General features: G+C 66.9%; 15 protein-coding genes. 13 read left to right on the forward strand and 2 right to left on the reverse strand.

The annotated features are described in order from the left end of the window. Nucleotides 1-77: 77 nt before the first annotated feature. Entirely contained in the window at nucleotides 78-1,520 is a 1,443-nt protein-coding gene (locus FCI23_RS41275) for an aldehyde dehydrogenase (protein ID WP_136727798.1), read from the reverse strand. A 321-nt stretch (nucleotides 1,521-1,841) separates the two neighbouring features. On the opposite strand from FCI23_RS41275, the gene FCI23_RS41280 reads away from it, so the two are divergent. Next, the gene (locus FCI23_RS41280; RefSeq protein ID WP_246144295.1) at nucleotides 1,842-2,714 is read left to right on the forward strand and encodes an enoyl-CoA hydratase/isomerase family protein; all 873 of its coding nucleotides are present in this window, start codon (nucleotides 1,842-1,844) and stop codon (nucleotides 2,712-2,714) included. Between the two features lie 139 nt (nucleotides 2,715-2,853). On the opposite strand, the gene FCI23_RS58670 is transcribed toward FCI23_RS41280, so the two are convergent. Then, nucleotides 2,854-3,396 carry a DUF6158 family protein gene (locus FCI23_RS58670; protein WP_211265550.1) on the reverse strand — a complete coding sequence of 181 codons (543 nt, stop codon included), beginning with the start codon at nucleotides 3,394-3,396 and terminating at the stop codon, nucleotides 2,854-2,856. Between the two features lie 909 nt (nucleotides 3,397-4,305). On the opposite strand from FCI23_RS58670, the gene FCI23_RS41290 reads away from it, so the two are divergent. The 12 genes from FCI23_RS41290 (at nucleotide 4,306) to FCI23_RS41350 (ending at nucleotide 16,827) form a co-directional block, all read left to right on the forward strand. Beyond that, on the forward strand, nucleotides 4,306-5,532 hold the full coding sequence (locus FCI23_RS41290; protein ID WP_136727794.1) for a cytochrome P450: 1,227 nt from the start codon (nucleotides 4,306-4,308) through the stop codon (nucleotides 5,530-5,532). A gap of 2 nt (nucleotides 5,533-5,534) precedes the next feature. Then, on the forward strand, nucleotides 5,535-5,732 hold the full coding sequence (locus tag FCI23_RS41295; protein WP_211265549.1) for a ferredoxin: 198 nt from the start codon (nucleotides 5,535-5,537) through the stop codon (nucleotides 5,730-5,732). 97 nt (nucleotides 5,733-5,829) lie between these two features. Continuing rightward, nucleotides 5,830-6,258: an SCP2 sterol-binding domain-containing protein gene (locus FCI23_RS41300; RefSeq protein ID WP_136727792.1), complete on the forward strand. Its 429-nt coding sequence runs from the start codon at nucleotides 5,830-5,832 to the stop codon at nucleotides 6,256-6,258. A 231-nt stretch (nucleotides 6,259-6,489) separates the two neighbouring features. Continuing rightward, nucleotides 6,490-7,152, forward strand: a complete 663-nt coding sequence (locus tag FCI23_RS41305; RefSeq protein ID WP_211265548.1) for an ABC transporter permease — start codon at nucleotides 6,490-6,492, stop codon at nucleotides 7,150-7,152. Nucleotides 7,153-7,166: 14 nt separating this feature from the next. Beyond that, a complete protein-coding gene (locus FCI23_RS41310) occupies nucleotides 7,167-8,027 on the forward strand; it encodes an ABC transporter permease (protein WP_136727790.1) in 861 nt (286 codons plus the stop codon). Nucleotides 8,028-8,114: 87 nt separating this feature from the next. After that, nucleotides 8,115-8,918 carry an ABC transporter ATP-binding protein gene (locus FCI23_RS41315; protein ID WP_211265547.1) on the forward strand — a complete coding sequence of 268 codons (804 nt, stop codon included), beginning with the start codon at nucleotides 8,115-8,117 and terminating at the stop codon, nucleotides 8,916-8,918. Nucleotide 8,919: 1 nt separating this feature from the next. Further along, the gene (locus tag FCI23_RS41320; RefSeq protein ID WP_136727787.1) at nucleotides 8,920-10,164 is read left to right on the forward strand and encodes an MlaD family protein; all 1,245 of its coding nucleotides are present in this window, start codon (nucleotides 8,920-8,922) and stop codon (nucleotides 10,162-10,164) included. After that, nucleotides 10,161-11,531, forward strand: coding sequence for an MlaD family protein (locus FCI23_RS41325; RefSeq protein ID WP_136727785.1), 1,371 nt, complete (start codon nucleotides 10,161-10,163; stop codon nucleotides 11,529-11,531). Before FCI23_RS41320 ends, FCI23_RS41325 begins: the two co-directional genes overlap by 4 nt. Next, a complete protein-coding gene (locus tag FCI23_RS41330; protein WP_136727783.1) occupies nucleotides 11,531-12,826 on the forward strand; it encodes an MlaD family protein in 1,296 nt (431 codons plus the stop codon). The genes FCI23_RS41325 and FCI23_RS41330 overlap by 1 nt, the downstream gene beginning before the upstream one ends. Next, nucleotides 12,826-14,277 (forward strand): MlaD family protein, encoded by a 1,452-nt coding sequence (locus FCI23_RS57205; protein ID WP_169317046.1) that lies wholly within the window; start codon nucleotides 12,826-12,828, stop codon nucleotides 14,275-14,277. Before FCI23_RS41330 ends, FCI23_RS57205 begins: the two co-directional genes overlap by 1 nt. A 7-nt stretch (nucleotides 14,278-14,284) precedes the next feature. Then, on the forward strand, nucleotides 14,285-15,541 hold the full coding sequence (locus FCI23_RS41345) for an MlaD family protein (protein ID WP_136727782.1): 1,257 nt from the start codon (nucleotides 14,285-14,287) through the stop codon (nucleotides 15,539-15,541). Next, complete coding sequence (locus tag FCI23_RS41350; RefSeq protein WP_136727780.1) at nucleotides 15,541-16,827, forward strand: MlaD family protein; 1,287 nt, start codon at nucleotides 15,541-15,543, stop codon at nucleotides 16,825-16,827. The genes FCI23_RS41345 and FCI23_RS41350 overlap by 1 nt, the downstream gene beginning before the upstream one ends. Nucleotides 16,828-16,869 lie beyond the last annotated feature (42 nt).

The following is a 16,869-nucleotide window of genomic DNA, read 5'->3' on the forward strand; positions in this document are numbered from 1 at the left end:
TTGCTCCTGTGGAACGAAGGGGATGGTGAAGCGGTGAGGCCGTACGGGCCGAACGGAACCGGCCCGTACAGAGAGCCTCAGCCCGGCAGGTAGATCGACTTCAGCTGCTGGTAGCCGGAGATGGCTTCCGGGCCGAACTCCCGCCCGAGGCCGCTCTGCTTCACACCGCCGAACGGCGCGTTGAGGTCGACCACGTATCCGTTGACGCCGATCGTTCCGGTCTGCACGCGGTCCGCGATCGCGATGGCCCGCTCCGGGTCGCTGGACCAGACGGTGCCGCCCAGACCGTAGTCCGACTCGTTGGCGATCTTCACCGCGTCGTCGTCGCTGTCGTACTTGATCACGGACAGCACCGGTCCGAAGATCTCCTGGGTGGCGATGGTGGAGGAGTTGTCCACGTCGGCGAAGAGCGTCGGCTCCACGTACCAGCCGCGGTTGATGCCCGCCGGCCGGCCGCCACCGAGCGCGAGCCGGGCGCCCTCGCCGCGTCCCTTGGCGATGAGGCCCTCGACGCGGTCGCGGTGCTCGGAGGAGGCGAGCGGGCCGACCTCGGTGCTCGGGTCCAGAGGGTCGCCGACCTTCAGGTTGCCCATCCACGCGGAGATCGCGTCCACGACCTCGTCGTACCGGTTGCTCGGCGCGAGGATGCGGGTGCATGCCATGCAGGTCTGGCCGTTGTTCGCCAGCGAGGCGAAGAACAGGCCCTCGGTCACCTTGTTCAGGTCGGCGTCGTCGAGGATGAGCGCCGCGGACTTGCCGCCGAGCTCCAGGCTCACCGGGCGCATCAGCCGGCCGCAGTTCTCGGCGATGATCCGGCCCGCGGCGGTGGAGCCGGTGAAGGCGACCTTGTCGATGCCGGGGTGCTGCACCAGGTAGGCGCCGAGCTCACGGCCGCCAGGCACCCAGTTGATGACGCCGGCCGGGATGCCCGCCTCGTCCGCGGCCTCGGCCAGCACGAAGCCGTCGAGCACGGTGCCGGGGGAGGGCTTGATGACGATCGTGCAGCCCGCGGCGAGCGCGGGGCCGATCTTGGTGATCGCGAGCACCACCGGGTAGTTCCACGGCACGATGGCGCCGACCACACCGACCGGGTTGCGCTGCACGAGAGTGTCGAAGCCCAGCGGCGACGGCCGGCGCTCGACGCGCTCGGAGGCGGCGGCCAGCGCGGCGTAGTAACGCAGCAGCGCGACGCCGTAACCGCCTTCCATCGCCTGCGCCAGGCTGATCGGCATGCCGTTCTGGAGGCTCACGGTGCGGGTGAGCTGCTCCGTGCGCTTCTCGACGGCGTCGGCGAAGCGGTTGATGACGGCGGCACGGTCGGCGGCGGGCAGGGTGGACCAGCCGGAGTCGTCGAAGGCTCGCCTGGCGGCCTGGACCGCGCGGTCGACGTCTGCCTCGCTCGCCTCGGGCACGCTGCCCAAGGGCTCCTCAGTCGTCGCATTGATGGCCTCGATACGGCGGTCCGTCGCCGGGTCGACCCAGCCCCCGTCGATGTACAACTTGTCATGCACCACTGTCATACCCGGCTCCTTTGCTGGTGACCGCTCGAGCGAACCCTGAGACACCCCGTCCTGGGTGGGCCGCTTGTGATGTTGCGGGGTGACGCTGCGCACTTGAACATAGGGACCAGTCGTCGCCTAGTCAACGTGTAACGCAACTAATGCTCGAGAGATGTAGAACATTTTTGGGGATCCCGGATCGCTGCACCCGTGACGGTACGCGTTGCGCCCGGTTAGGGTGTCGGCCTCCATCTCGGGGGCGTGCCGCGTCAACATTCTACGCCTTGTGGAGTACGGTACTCACATCTGTATAGAATAGGTGCTGAGGAAGTGAGGTTGACTGTGGACGACGACGCAGTTCTGCTGGAGACGGACGGCCCAGTCGCGCGGCTGATACTCAACCGCCCCGCCAAGCACAACGCAATACGCTTCGACGACCTTGACCGGCTGGTCGAGCTGCTGCACGAGGCCGAGGAGGACGACTCGGTCCGGGTCATCATCCTTCAAGGACGGGGCAAGTCGTTCTGCGCGGGCCATGACTACGACGACGCGGTGCGTTCCTACGGTCTGGAACCGGGGGCCGACGGCGAGAAACCGCGCCGCCCCAGCCAGCGCTCCCGGCTGGCCCGCGACCGCAGGCTCGGCATGAACTACATGGCCTTCCACTACTCGCTCAAGCCGGTGATCGCCCAGATCCAGGGCGTGTGCGTCGGCGCGGGCCTTTACATCGCGGAACTGGTCGACCTGGCGATCTGCGCGGACACCGCGCGCTTCAGCCACGCCGAGCAGCGCCTGGGCCTCGCGGGCAACACCTGGCACCTGAACACCCAGATCATGAAGTACGGTCCCAAGCGCGCACGCGAACTCCTCCTTCTCGGCGAGGAGTTCAACGGCACGCAGGCAGCCGAGTGGGGCCTGGTCAACCGCTCGGTGCCCGAGGAGGACCTCGAAGCGACCGTGGAGGAATGGGCGCGCAAGGTGGCCCAGCACCCCAGGGACGCGCTGGTCACCGGCAAGGCCGTGTGGCAGATGGCGCTGGACAGCCTCGGCGGCACCCAGCAGTTCTGGCGCGGTTACGTCGGGCACACCCTCGGCACCAACCTCCGGTTCGAGCCCGACGAGTTCAACTTCCTGCGTGAGCGCAGCCACCTCGGCACGCGCGACGCCTTCGCCGACCGGGACAGCCACTACAACGGCAACGGCAAGAGCCGCTGACGCTCCCGCGGGCCCAGACTCCCGGGCAAGGGACACTCGGGGGAAAAGACAGGTGGCCGCCGCATCACACCGCGGCCACCTTGTCTTTTGCGGGTCCTGCGGCTTTGCGGGTCCTGCCCGGACCGCCGCGCCGGCCAGTTCAGCCGGCCTCCGCCGCGAGCCAGGCGCGGCCGACGTCGGTGACGACGCGGTACTGCAGGTCGGCAGCGAGCAGCGCGGGCTCCTCGTTGTAGAGCGTGGCCACCGCGGCCCGGTCGAGCCCGACTTCACGGGCGGCCTGGTGCGCCTCCAGTTTGTGCATGCGGCCGCCCGGCGCGTCGGCGATCCGCTGGAGGAAGGCGGCCCGGAGGCCGCTGCCGACCGGCTGGGCCGGGGTGTTGTCGGGAAGCTCGACGAGCGACTCCAATTGGCGGACCACTCCGCGCAGGGTCTCCGCCCACGCCTCGGCGGTGACCTTGACATCGCTCGGGAGTCCGCCCGAACTCTGCCAGGTCCGCTTGGGGAACCGGCGGATGTACTCCCATTCAAGCTCGAGCATTCGCGTGGTATGCAGGGCGTACTGTTCGGCGCTGCCGTGCAGGAAGACCCAGTTGCGGGTCTCGTGGGCACTGGTCCCCTGCTGTTCCAGTTCCTCGTCGCTCAGTTCCCGGGCGGGCCGTCCATGGACGTCATGGTTCTCCACGGGTACCCCCTTCCAGGGTCGGTCTTGCCCGCCCCGGTGCCGCCGGAGCCGGGTTGTGACTCACAGATTCGACGCATGTAACGCGGAGCGTCAAGAGTCTGTAGTGCATCGGTAGAAACAGGTTGCTTTCCCGGCGACCCGGAGTCCGGGGAAACGTTACATACCGTGAGTGACTTGAGTCCATCTTGTGTAGAGCGACGCGATGGTCGTCCGGGCCGTTGACCTCAGCCCGCGCGCCGCACACCATGCTCACCAGGTCGAACACGCTGTCGCATGAGGCCGGCGGATGCGCAACCGCCGTCCGGCGCCAAGCCGGCGCCAACCGGCGCCGGTGGCGGGTTGCGGGGTGCCGCGTCCACTCGCGCCGTGTTACGGGCGCCAGAATTCACGTGCATATGTGCATATGGCAAACATTGGGTATGCGGAAAGAGTTGGCTGGTCGGGGCGGTGCGGACCCGAAATTCGCCCGCGGGATCGCCAGGTTCGATCAACGCCCGTGTGCCGTCTATCGGAACCACGGCCCGCGCCCGGCGCACTGGCAACGGCCGCTTCTGTTGCACATGCATTGACGTCGTGTGTCGATCAGATGACGCCCTGTCTTGACGTTCTACAACCAGGAAGCTACGCTCCCTCAACACGTCAAATGTGGTACAGGTCTCGACCCATGGAGACCATCGATGAACTCGTCTCAGGACCGCCGACGGTATGCCTCCCCGGCCATAGTTCGTCCGCGCGGCCTTGGTCGACGAGGCCCCCTATTCCTTCAGCAGCGTCTCGCAAGCGGGCCGCACCTGCTCACACTCTCAACACGCCGATCAACACTAAGAGGGACGGATTGCGTTGAGCGCCAACCAGAACCCGACGGGCCATGCAGAATCCGAAGAAGCGGACAGTGCCACCATTCGCGCGTTGATCGAGAAGTTCAGCGTGCACAACAGGGAGAGCCTGGAAAACCGGGACGCGATATTCCGCGAGATGCGCGAGTCGTGCCCGATGGCCCGCAGCTCGGCACACGGCGGCTTCTACGCCGTCTCGCGTTACAAAGACGTCTACGCGGCCGCGCACAAGCAGGACGTGTTCTCCTCCTTCCCGGTGACAATCCCGCCGTTCGGCAACCCGACGCCGATGATCCCGATCGAGATGGACCCGCCGGTGCACCGCAAGTACCGCACCCTGGTGGGAACCCAGTTCAGCCCCAACACGATCGAGGCGAACGAGCCGCAGTTGCGCGCCATCGTCAACACGCTCATCGAGAACCTCCAAGGCCGGCCCCAGGCGGACCTGGCGGAGGAAGTCGCGATCGCGCTGCCGCTGCGCGCCATCCTTGAGGTGTACCTGGGCGTGCCCGAGAAGGACTGGGCGATGCTCAAGAGAGAATTCCTCTACATGCTGGAGCCCGACCCCGAGAAGTCGGACGAGGAGAACAACGAGCGGGCCATGCAGGCCGGCCTCAACTGCTCGATGTACTTCGCCGAGCTGCTGGAGGAGCGCCGTACCAACGGCTTCGGCGACGACTTGATCAGCCACCTCGCGCAGGTCGAGATCGACGGCCAGCGGCTGACGGACGACGAGATCTTCGGCTTCTGCCTGGTGCTGGTGCCGGCCGGCTTCGACACCACCGCGAGCCTGCTCAGCCGACTGCTGTTGATGTTCACCGAACGGCCAGAAGTGCGCGAGCAGTTGACGGCGATTGTCGACGACCCCGACAAGCTCGACCTGGCCGTCGAGGAACTGGTCCGGTACATCCCGCCGCAGCCCGGCGTCGCCCGTAACGTAACCACGCCCATGACGTTCGCGGACACCGAACTCGCCGTTGGCGACCGTCTGCTGCTGCTGTGGCCGTCCGCAAACCGCGACCCCGAGGAGTTCCCCAACCCGGACGAACTGATCCTCGACCGGCAGCCGAACCGGCACCTGGGCTTCGGCTCGGGCATTCACCGCTGCCTCGGCTCGCACCTCGCGCGCCTGGAGATCAAGATCCTGCTCCAGGAGTTCCTGCACCGCGTCCCCACGTACGCGGTGGCGCCCGACGCCAAGCCGCTGTGGCACACCGGCAATACCTGGGGTGTCACGGAACTGCCGGTGGTCTTCGAAGACTGGGACACCGTCGGCGCGAGCGCGGGGCAAGGTGAATGAGCGTGCTGAAACTCGCCATTGACCCCGGAAAGTGTGAGGGCCACGCCAGGTGTGTGGCCCGCGCTTCCGCGCTGTTCGACGTCGACGACGAAGGCCAGTCCTTCGCCCTGGCGAACCTGGTGCCGGCCGGGCAGGAGGACGCGGCGCGCAGCGCGCTCGAAGCGTGCCCGGAGCGGGCGATCACGATCACTGAAGTCTGAAGCCCAGACCCCAAAGCCGATAAAGCGAACCGCCGGGCCGGACAGAGACCTGGCCGGTCGGCGGCTCGCGGCCTTGCCGAAGAACAGGAGTACCGAGATGGGTGTCTTCAAGGACGAAGCCGAGGTCTACGAGTATCTCGGCCGCATTTTCCAGGCCGGGCTTGACGACCCGGACCTCGGGCCGAAGCTCCGCGCGGTCGGCGCGGTGCTGAAGCTCAATCAGACAGACCCCGAATCCACCATCGTGATCGACTTCGGCGAAGGAATCGTCCAGCTCGGGGAGAACGGCAACCCTCAGGTGACGCGGCCGATCGACGCGGAACTGTCCATGGCGGCGGACACCGCGCACAAGTTCTGGCTCGGCAAGGTCAATGTCGCGCTGGCGATGGCCAGGGGCCAGATCCGCAACAAGGGCAAGGTGTCGGCCGTGATGAAGGTCGTTCCCATCACCAAGCCGCTGTTCGCCACCTACGAGAGGATCCTCCGCGACGCCGGGCGGGCCGATCTCGTCGAGGCTGTCAAGTAACGGGCCAGGAGCCGCACCACAACGCCAACGGGAGCAGGAATGACAACCGTCGCTGAAGCCGACGTCGAACTACGGAGAGCGCCCGGTCCAGGGGGCCGAACGCTCGGCTTCGTGCCGGCTTCTGTGCGGAAGCCGGTGCTCGAAGTCGGGCGCATGTGTCAGCTCCTCGGTCAGGTGATCTACAGTGCCGTCCGTAACCCGCGGGGTTACTGGGGCGACACCCTTGAAGAGATGTACAGCCTGCTGAGGCTCTGCTTCTGGCCCGCGACGCTGTCGATGGCCGGGTTCGGCTTCCTCATCTGCGTCATGGGCGTCGGCCTGCTGACGCTGCTCGGCGCGAACAACCGCATGGGCGCCTTCTGGGTGATGGCCGACATCCGTGAGATTGCGGCGTTCATGGTCGGCATGGTGGTGGCCGGCGTGATCGGCACCTCGATCACCGCCGACCTCGGCGCGCGCAAGGTCCGCGAGGAGCTGGACGCCCTCAAGGTGCTCGGCATGGACCCGATCCGGATGCTGGTCATCCCGCGGGTCATCGCCACCGCCGTGATGTGCGCCCTGCTCAACTGCCTCACGTCGTTCGTCGGCGTCCTGGTCGGTCTGCTCGCGGTGCGCGCGCTCGCCGGCACCACCAACGGCGCCTATATCGACAGCATGTCCCACAACCTGTACGCGGCCGACGTGTGGGGCGCCGAACTGAAGACCCTCCTGGCCGGACTGTTGATCGGCGTGATCTGCAGTTACAAGGGTCTCAACGCGGGTGGCGGTCCCGAGGGGGTCGGACGAGCGGTCAACCAGGCGGTAGTAACCAGCTTCGCAATGGTGTGGGTGCTCAACTTCTTCTTCAACGCCATCGCGCAGGGCCTCAACCCCAACCTGTTGACGCAGAGGTAGAGGGACAACCGCAGATGAGTGCCATTACCGGAAATATCCAGCCGCTCGCGGCGCAGGGTGAGCAGGGGCGGGTCACCGTCTCCACGAAAACGCCGAACGCCCTGATCGCAGCGTGTGAGACGGTCGGCAAGATCGCCTGGTTCGGGCTTCGCGTCGTCATCGACGTACCGCTGACGGTCAGGTTCTACCTCTCCGAAATAATCAGGCAAGCGGCGATCCTGATCCGTTCCAGCGGACTGATCATCTGGATGATGATGTTCGCGATCGGCGCCGAGACGGGTCTGCAGGGCCACTACATCCTCGACCAAGTCGGTGCCTCGGGCTACGTCGGTGTCTTCACGGCCATCGGGGACCTGAAGGCCGACAGCACCTCGATGTGGGGCTGGATCCTGGCGGCCAAGGTCGGGTGCGGATACGTTGCGGAGCTCGGCTCCATGCGCATCAGTGACGAGGTTGACGCGCTCGAAGTGATGGGAGTGCATTCCCGCGCCTATCTCGCCGGCTCTCGTCTGGTCGCCATGTGGATATCGGCGCCGTTCTTGTTCGTTGTCGGCGAAGGCATCCAGTACTTCGGATCCTGGGTCGTTGTGCAGCCCATGCTCCAGACGACGTCGCCCGGCGGATACTCAAACATTTTCTGGTCCTTCCAGACTCCTCTCGACCTGCTGTACGCACTGATATGGGCGCAGCTGCTGGGGACCTTGGTGGTCATCGTCGGCTGCTTCTACGGATACACCGCCAGCGGTGGTCCGGTCGATGTCGGCCGGAACACGGCAAAGTCGATGATGGTCAACATGATCGTCGTCAGTGCGTGCGCCGTCACCCTGTACCAGTTGTTCTTCGGTACCAACATCCAGACACCGATTGGAAATTAGCAACGGCGCGTTGCTGTCGACGTCGACAGGGGAGTCCCCATGGGTCCGCAAGTCCAAGACAACGCTGATACAGAAATCCTTCCGCCCGTGCGGGAGGCGGCCGCGGTCGGTTCAGGCCCCGGGTCCGAGAGTTACGCGGGATCGGTCGCGAGCGTCCGCGAGCTGCACAAGTCGTTCGGTTCTTTCCAGGTGATGCGGGGACTGAGTCTCGATTTCCAACCGCAGGCGATCACCACGATTCTCGGCCCGTCGGGTACGGGCAAGAGCGTGCTGCTCAAGCACATGGTCGGCCTGCTGGAACCGGACTCCGGATCGGTGCGTATCTTCGGCAAGGACATCTGGGCAATGCAGGAGCGCGAACGCGCGGAACTGCGCAAGCGTTTCGGTGTGCTGTTCCAGGACGGCGCGCTCTTCGGCTCGATGAGCGTCTACGACAATGTCGCGTTCCCGCTGCGCAAGCACACCGACCTGTCCGAGGCCGAGATCCGCGACATCGTCAAGGCACGGCTCCAGGAGGTCGGTCTCGAAGCCGCGGAGAACAAGGCGCCCAACGAGATCTCCGGTGGTATGAAGAAGCGTGCCGGCTTCGCCCGCGCCCTCGTGCTGAACCCGGAGATCGTGCTCTTCGACGAGCCGGACTCCGGCCTCGACCCGGTCCGCACCAGCCTGCTGAACGACGTGATCCTCAAGGTGCACGCCGAGGACAAGGGCACCTACGTGGTGGTCACGCACGACATCCGCACGGCCCGGAAGGTCAGTGACTACGTGGGGCTGATTTGGAAGGGCCAGGTCGTCTATTACGGACCGGCCAAGGAGGCGTTCGCGTCGGAGGATCCGTTCGTCCGACAGTTCCTGGCCGGCGACTCGGTCGGCCCACTGGGGATGGACTGAGATGGCACGACGAGCAAAATGGCTGGTGGGCGTCTCTCTTGTGGCGGTCGTCGCACTCGCAGCCGGATACCTGCTGGCATCCGGGGGAGGTTCCGGGTACGAAGTTCAACTTGTCATGCCCAATGCGGCAAATCTGCTGAGCGGCTCAAGGGTCGAGATCAACGGCCTGCAAGTGGGCAGCGTGCGCAAGCTGGAGACACGGGACAACAGCGCGCTGGTGACGGTATCGGTCGACCACAGTCATGCCCCGCTGCACACGGGCAGCAAGGCGCAAGTGCAGTGGCAGGGCGTGCTCGGCGAGCGAGTCATACAGCTGCTGCCCGGCCCCGCCTCGAACCCGACCATACCGAAGGGCAGCCTGCTCGCCGCCGGTACCGAGCAGGTCGAGCTGGACCAGGTGCTGTCGGCGTTGGACCCCAAGACCCGCGCGCACCTGGACTCCACGGTCCAGCAACTGGACGCCACACTGAAGTCGAAGCCGCAGAACCTCCGGGACACCCTGCAAGCGGCCGGCCCCGCCGTCCAGGAACTGGGATCGGTCCTCCAGGCCGTCGGCCAGGACGGGCCGGCGATCAAGAGCCTGATATCCGACCTCCAGAAGATGACCGACCCGCTGGCCAAGCGCCGCGCGGAACTTGAGACGGTGGTCGACAAGCTCACCTCGGCGACGTCCTCGATGGCCACCGAGCAAAGCCAACTCCAGCAGTCGCTGGGCGAGCTGCCCTCCACCCTGGACGCCGCGCAGAAGACGATGAACACCGTTCCCGCCGCGGTCGATTCGGCCGTGCCGCTGTTGCAAAACCTGCGGCCGGCTACCCAGCAGCTGACGTCGGTGTCCAAGAACCTCAGCCCGTTGCTGGTCGACCTGCGGCCGACCATCGCCGAGCTGGGACCGGTGCTGCAATCCGCGAACACCCTGCTGAAGTGGACGCCGTCCCTGCTCGACAGCACGCACGGCGTACTGCCGGGAGTGACCCAGGCTGCCGACCAGCTCAATCCGGCCGTCGACTTCCTGCGGCCCTACACGCCGGACCTCGTCGGCTGGCTGAGCAACTGGGGCGCGGCCTTCGGCAACTTCGACGCCCAGGGCCACTACTTCCACGGTCTGGTCCAGGTCTCCACCAGCGTCCTGGACGACAACCCCGGGCTCAACGTCGGTCTGACCGGTGGACCTAAATCCACACCCCCACCCGGGTCGGCATCCGGCCAAGGCTGGGTCGACGCAAATGGGAGCACGGCGCGATGAGCATATCCAGGGCGACGTTTCTCAAGACCACAGCCACGGTCGCGGTGGTCGCCGTCATCGCGGTGGGTGCGGTCGCGGTCGCGGACTCCGGTGGCAGCAAGAACGTCACGGTCACGGCCATGTTCACCGATGCCAGCCCGCTGATCCCGGGCAACCTCGTGCATATGGACGGGATCGACGTCGGGCAGATCAAGTCGGTCGAGCTGCGAGGCGGCCAGGCCGCTGTGACGATGAACATCGAGAAGTCGGTGCTGCCGCTGCACGACGACGCGAGCGCCACGATCCGGCCGGTCACGCTGCTCGGTGAGCGCTACGTCGACATCGACCGGGGTTCGGACAACTCGCCGGTGATGTCGGACCCCCAGGTCATCACCGTGAAGCACACGAACACGTCGGTCGACCTCGACCAGGTGCTCGACTCTCTCGACGACCCGACCTCCACCGCGCTCGCCGCCTTGGTGACGACACTCGGCGAAGGCGTCAACGGCCAGGGCACCAACGTCAGCCAGGCGATCAAGGCCCTCGCGCCGGCTATGGAAAACACCAAGCAGCTGGCGACGATCCTCGACCAGCAGAACTCGGTGCTCAACCAGCTGGTCGACCGGACCACGCCGGTGGCCAAATCGCTGGCCGGCAAGAACGGCCAGAATCTGGACCAGGCCGTGACGTACGCCAAGCAGTTGCTGGCTTCGGTGTCGGCCCAGCACGAGGCCATGACCGCGGCGCTCCAGCAGTTGCCGAGCACGCTCCAGAAGGCGCAGCACACGCTGTCGCAGGTCGCGGGGGTCGCCGACCAGGCGACGCCGGTGCTGAAGTCGGCGAAGCCGGTGACGGACAACCTGTCCCAGATCACCTCGGAGCTCAACGCCTTCGACGACAGCGCCAAGCCGGCCATCACGTCGCTCAACCCCGTGCTCGACAAGGCGAAGTCGCTGCTCGACCAGGCACAGCCGGTCGTCCGTGATCTGCGGAACGGCGGTCCTTCACTGGTGAGCACCAGCGCATCGGCCAACCGGCTGGTGGGCGGCCTGAGCCCGAAGATCACCACGGTGATGGAGTTCGTGAAGGACTGGGCGCTGAGCACCAACGGCCGGGACGCTCTGAGCAACTACTTCCGTGCCTTCGTGGTCACCACCCCGAAGGGTCTGCTCCAGATCCCCGGCGTCGGGCTGGGCGGTACTGCCCCCACGACGACGTCGAAGAGCGGCACGTCGGCGACCCCCAAGGCGTCGGCGACCCCGTCGCCCACGCCTTCGCCATCCACCAGTTCGCTCCTGCCGACCCCTTCGGGCGGGGACAACAGCGCGACCGGTCTCACCCCGACGCAGGAGAACTCCCTGCTCGGCCAGATCCTCGGAGGTTTGTGATGGCCGCACTGTCGCGGACCGAATCCCGCTCGTTCGTGATCGGCACGGTGGGCCTCCTGGTGGTCATCGCGGTCGTCGCCTTCGGCCTCACGGCCAGCTCCGGACTTCCCGGGGCCCCGGAGACGAAGGTCCAGGCGGCGTTCACGAACGCCGGAGCGTCGCTTCAAGTAGGCAACGACGTCCGGGAGAACAGCTCCCGCATCGGCCGCGTCTCGGCCCTGAAGTACGTCAACGGCGAGGGCGTCGTCACCATGGAACTCGACGGCCACAAGCACGTCTACAAGAACGCACGGGCCGCTGTCTGGGACCAGTCGGCGCTGGCTAAGAAGTTCATCGAGCTCGACCCCGGCACCCCCGACGCCGGCCCGCTCGGCCACCAGGTCATCGCGGCGAACCGCGACGTCAACTCCGCCGACCTCGACCAGGTGCTCGACGTGCTCGACCCGCCGACCCGGGCCAAGCTCACCAGCGCCGTCCGCCAGCTCGGCGACGGCACCGCCGGCCACAGCCAGGACCTGCACGACGTCCTGGTGCACCTGCCGGCGACGCTGGACGACCTGGGCACCACCAGCAAGGCGCTGTCCAAGCCGTCGACCGATCTCCCCGCGCTGCTCCAGTCCGCCGACCGGCTCGCCGGGTCGCTCAACGGCCACGAGCAGGAACTCGCCAGCCTGGTCCAACAGCTCGGCGTGACGGCGAAGGCCGTCAGCGTCGACAACGGAGATCCCTTGCAGAACACCATCAAGGACCTGCCCGGGACGCTGAGTAACGCGAGCACGAGCTTCGACTCGCTCGACAAGCCCCTCGACAACGTCCACTCGACGCTGGTGTCGGTCAAGTCGGGCGTGAAGTCGCTGGGCGTGGCGACCCCCGACCTGCGCGGCGTGCTCAGGGAGGGCAAGCCGCCGCTGGACAAGGTGCCGGGCGTGTCCAAGGTCGCCCAGCCGGCCGTCACCGATCTCACCGGGACGCTCGCCGACGCGCGGCCGCTGGCTCCGGCGGTCACCACCGCCCTGCGCGACGCCGCTTTGCCGGTGGGCACGCTGGCCACGTACACCGATCAGGTCGTGACGTTCTTCGAACGCGTCGAGAGCATGGTTTCCACCTCCGTGTCTCCCGGTGTCCACGGCGCACGCGTCGGCCTGGCGGTCGAGGGTCTGTCGGTTGCCACCGGCGGCCTGGTCAAGGAACCGTTGCAGGGCCAGGACGTCTACCCGGCGCCCGGAGCGGCCGATGGTGAGAAGACCGTTTCGCCGCTCGACAACATCCCCGGAATTCTGTACGGAGGCAACTGATGAGCACCGCGCGAACGTGGACGCGACCTCTGCGTTCCCCGGCAGTCATCGGGGCGGTGCTCCTGGTGCTGACGGTGGTCTTCCTTCTGGCCGTGTACCAGAAGGAGCGCATCGGCACCATGCTGTCGTCGGGCCACACGGTGAAGGCCGACTTCACCCGTGACTACCAGCTGCGTCCGTACAAGACGGAGGTGAAGGTCGCGGGTGTGTCCGCCGGCAAGGTGACCGGTGTGAAGAAGGAAGGCGGCCACATCGTCGTCTCCATGAAGATCGACGACGACGTCGCCGGGAAGCTGGGTGCCCAGCCGTCGGCACTGATCCGTCCGACCACTCTGCTCGGCGGCAACTACTACGTGCAGCTCAGCCCGGGCGGCACCGACCAGAAGTACGACGGGAGCACCATCCCGATGTCCAGGACGGGCATTCCTGTGGAGCTGGACCAGGTCCTCGGGGCGCTCCCGGAGTCCGCCCGCAGCGGTATCCAGGGCTCGCTCAAGGAGACCGACCAGACGCTGAAGAACGGCGCGGGCACGTCGCTGAACAACCTGCTCGGCGACGCGCCCGGCACCCTGACGCCGGCCGCCAAGGTGCTCACCAGCCTCCAGGGCACGCGCCCGTCGCAGGACCTGAGCCAGCTGGTGCCCGAGCTGGACACGATCGCGGCCGTGGCCACCCGTCAGAACGGCCAGCTCGGCGACATCTTGGACTCGCTCGGCACGGTCAGCACGGCACTGTCGAACGAGCGTCAGCCGGTCACCGATGCCCTCGCCACGCTGCCGCAGACGCTGTCAGACACCCGCACCGGTCTGACCGCCCTGAACGGCTCGCTTCAGCAGCTCACCCGGACCGCGACCGACGCCCTGCCCACCGCCCAGCGGCTGGGCCCGCTGCTGACCACGACGGACCCGGTGCTCAAGCAGGCCCGCCCGCTGGTGGCCAATCTGCGGCCGCTGCTGAACAAGGCGCTTCCCGTGGTGCAGCAGCTCGTGCCGACCTCGAAGCAGGCGACCTCGACGCTCGACGACCTGAAGGGCCCCGTGCTCGACCGGGTCAACGGCCCCATCGCCAAGACGGTGCTGTCGCCGTGGTCGGGCACCGGCTACTACAAGGGTGACGGCGGCAACGGCCACCTGTTCTACCAGGAGGTCGGATACCTCGCCACGCACGCGGCGAACCTGTCCAAGTACGGGGACAAGAACGGGCGGATGCTCGGCCTCGCGCTGGGTGCCGGTACGTCCAGCGCCGGCGGCAACGAACTGGGCACGGCGAAGCTGCTCCAGCAGCTCGGCATTCTGCCCGAGGGTTTGTCGGTGCTGCCCGCGCCCGACACCGGCGGTGGTGCCTGGACCCCCGAGTCGGCCACCGCGCCCGGCCAGGGCCAGATCCTCAACGGACCGGTCAGCTCCCTGCTGGGGCTGCTGACCGGCGCGTCCGGAACCCAAGGAAAGTAGGGCTGACATGAGCAGGAAATTTTCGGCCCGCCGGACGTGGGAACGCATCCGCACCGTTCCGGGCCTGGGGCGCAACGTGATCACGATGGTGGTGCTGGTGGCCCTCGGCCTCGTCAGCGCTTCGGTCATCCTGGGCAACCAGCGGTTCATCGCACCGTGGTCCCACCAGTACGTCTTTGCCGCGGACTTCACCGAGGCTGGAGCGGTCAACGCCAACGAGGCGCCCAAGGTGCGCATCGCGGGCGTCCCGGTCGGCCAGGTCACCGGCAGCAAGGTGACCTCCAACGGCCAGGCCCAGCTGACGTTGTCACTGGACTCCGGCCACACGATCTACGAGAACGCCCACCTCGTGCTGCGGCCGACGAATCCGCTCAACGAGATGTACGTCGAGGTCGACCCGGGCGGGCCGCCCGGAAAGCCGCTGCCCGCGCACGGCGTGATCCCATCGAGCCAGACGGAGCGGCCGATCCAGCCCGACCAGGTGCTGGACCACCTCGACGACCGGAGCAGGGCGGCGCTGACCGACCTGCTGTCGACCTCGGACGTGGCGCTGGCCAGCTCGTCGAAGAACCTGCCGTCCGGCCTCGACTCGACCGACGCGACACTGCTGAAGGTCCAGCCGGTGCTGGACGCACTCACCAAGCGTCGGCAGAACATCAGCGAACTGGTGACGTCGCTGTCCCAGATCAGTACAGCGGTGGGTCACAACGACACCCGGCTGACCAGCCTGATGAACGCCACGCAGGACTCACTGGGCATCCTGTCGAAGAACAATGGCGACCTTGAGGCCACGCTCAACGAGCTGCCCGGCACCACCGGCCAGCTCAAGAACGCCATGACCGGGGTCAACGGCCTGACCAAGCAGCTCAACCCGGCGCTCCAGAACCTGAGCAAGGCGTCCGCGCAGCTGCCGAAGGTGCTCCAGAAGACGCAGGACACGGTCACCGACATCGGCCAGACCGTGACCGCGGCCAACCCGGTCGTCTCGGCTGCCAACCCGGTGGTCGACGACCTGCGGCCGCTGGTGAGCGACCTGCACACCTCGCTCGGCGATCTCGAACCCGTCGCGCGCGACCTGAACCCGGACACCAAGACCCTGGTCGCCTACCTCGGCGATCTCCAGGCATTCATCTACAACACCAATGGTGTGTTCAGCCTGTCCGATGCCAACGGCGGCTTCATCCGCGGTCACGTGGCGGTTCCGCTGCCCGATGCCGGAGTGATCCCCGGAACGCACGGCGGCAACAGCGGCGGGAGTAAGTGATGTCGTTCATCACGAGCAGGCTCGGCAAGATGCTTGTCCTCGGCGTCTTCACCATCCTGGCGCTGATCTACCTCGGTTATCTGTTCGGCAAGGCCGGGGTCAGCACCCCGTTCGCCGGGAACACGTACAAGGTCTCGTTCACCACTCCGGACGTGGACAACCTCATTCCGATCGGCGACGTCGACATGGCCGGTGTGCGGGTCGGCAAGGTCGACTCGGTCAGCCATGTCAACGGCACGGCCAAGGTCCTCATCAAGCTCGATGCCAACGTCGCCCCGCTGCACAAGGGCGCGGGCGTGCAGATCGGCGCGAAGTCGCTGGCGGGCGAGTCGTATGTCGGCGTCACCGACGGCACCGGCAGTGCGCTGCCGTCCGGGACGGCGCTGCCCTCGTCCGCGGTGAAGCCCTCCGTGCAGCTCGCCGACGTGATACGCAGCCTCGATCCTAAGACGAGGACCTCGCTGGGCAGCCTGGCGCGCAGCCTGGGCACCGGTACCGACGGCACCAAGGAGAGCGTCTCCCAGACCATGACCGGTCTCGGGAACATCGGGAACCAGGGGTTCACGGCGCTGGACGCCATCTCGGCCCAGTCCAAGGACCTGATGACGCTGGCGCAGCAGACCACCACGATTCTGTCTGCGTTGGACGAAGGCGAGGGGCAGATCGGTCAACTGGTCAAGAGCGCACAGCAGTTGACGTCGGCGACCAGCGGGCAGCAGAAGAACCTCAGCGCGACCGTGCGCTCTCTGCCGGGCGTTTTGAGCAGCACTCAGACTGCCACGCAGAAGCTCACCACGCTGTCCACGTCGCTGGCGCCGGTGGCCTCGGACCTCAATGACGCCGCACCATCGCTGAACACCGCGTTGCAGCAACTGCCGCAGACCACCAAGGACCTGCGCGGGCTGCTGCCGGATCTGAACGGCACCCTGACCGAGGCGCCGGCCACCCTGGACCGGGTGCCGACCCTCGCCTCGGACGCGGACGCGGTCATCCCGCAGTTGGAGACGACGCTCAGCAACCTCAACCCGATGCTGGGCTACCTGGAGCCGTACGGTCCCGAACTCGGGTCCTTCTTCTCCAACTTCGGCGCCATGATGAAGTACTCCGACGAGGCCGGAATCCACTACTTCCGGCTCGAACCGGACCTGGGCAACGAGCAGATCGTCAAGGGTGTTCCGATCAAGCTCCCGAACATTCTCGTCAACGACAACCCGTACCCCGCTCCCGGACAGAGCGACGCGGCGACCGGCCGGAGCTTCACCAGGCTCTACCCGGCCAAGAAGTAGCCGCCGGGGCGCGGCGGGCGGACGCCTCCACCGGCGTCCGCC

This window comes from Actinacidiphila oryziradicis (genome assembly GCF_005047355.1).
Lineage (GTDB): Bacteria > Actinomycetota > Actinomycetes > Streptomycetales > Streptomycetaceae > Actinacidiphila > Actinacidiphila oryziradicis.

Coding starts and splice junctions, on each gene's coding strand:
- FCI23_RS41300 (WP_136727792.1), top strand. CDS start 5,830: ATGGGTGTCTTCAAGGACGAAGCCGAGGTCTACGAGTATCTCGGCCGC.
- FCI23_RS41330 (WP_136727783.1), top strand. CDS start 11,531: ATGGCCGCACTGTCGCGGACCGAATCCCGCTCGTTCGTGATCGGCACG.
- FCI23_RS41345 (WP_136727782.1), top strand. CDS start 14,285: ATGAGCAGGAAATTTTCGGCCCGCCGGACGTGGGAACGCATCCGCACC.
- FCI23_RS57205 (WP_169317046.1), top strand. CDS start 12,826: ATGAGCACCGCGCGAACGTGGACGCGACCTCTGCGTTCCCCGGCAGTC.
- FCI23_RS41320 (WP_136727787.1), top strand. CDS start 8,920: ATGGCACGACGAGCAAAATGGCTGGTGGGCGTCTCTCTTGTGGCGGTC.
- FCI23_RS41275 (WP_136727798.1), bottom strand. CDS start 1,520: ATGACAGTGGTGCATGACAAGTTGTACATCGACGGGGGCTGGGTCGAC.
- FCI23_RS41310 (WP_136727790.1), top strand. CDS start 7,167: ATGAGTGCCATTACCGGAAATATCCAGCCGCTCGCGGCGCAGGGTGAG.
- FCI23_RS41305 (WP_211265548.1), top strand. CDS start 6,490: ATGTACAGCCTGCTGAGGCTCTGCTTCTGGCCCGCGACGCTGTCGATG.
- FCI23_RS41325 (WP_136727785.1), top strand. CDS start 10,161: ATGAGCATATCCAGGGCGACGTTTCTCAAGACCACAGCCACGGTCGCG.
- FCI23_RS41350 (WP_136727780.1), top strand. CDS start 15,541: ATGTCGTTCATCACGAGCAGGCTCGGCAAGATGCTTGTCCTCGGCGTC.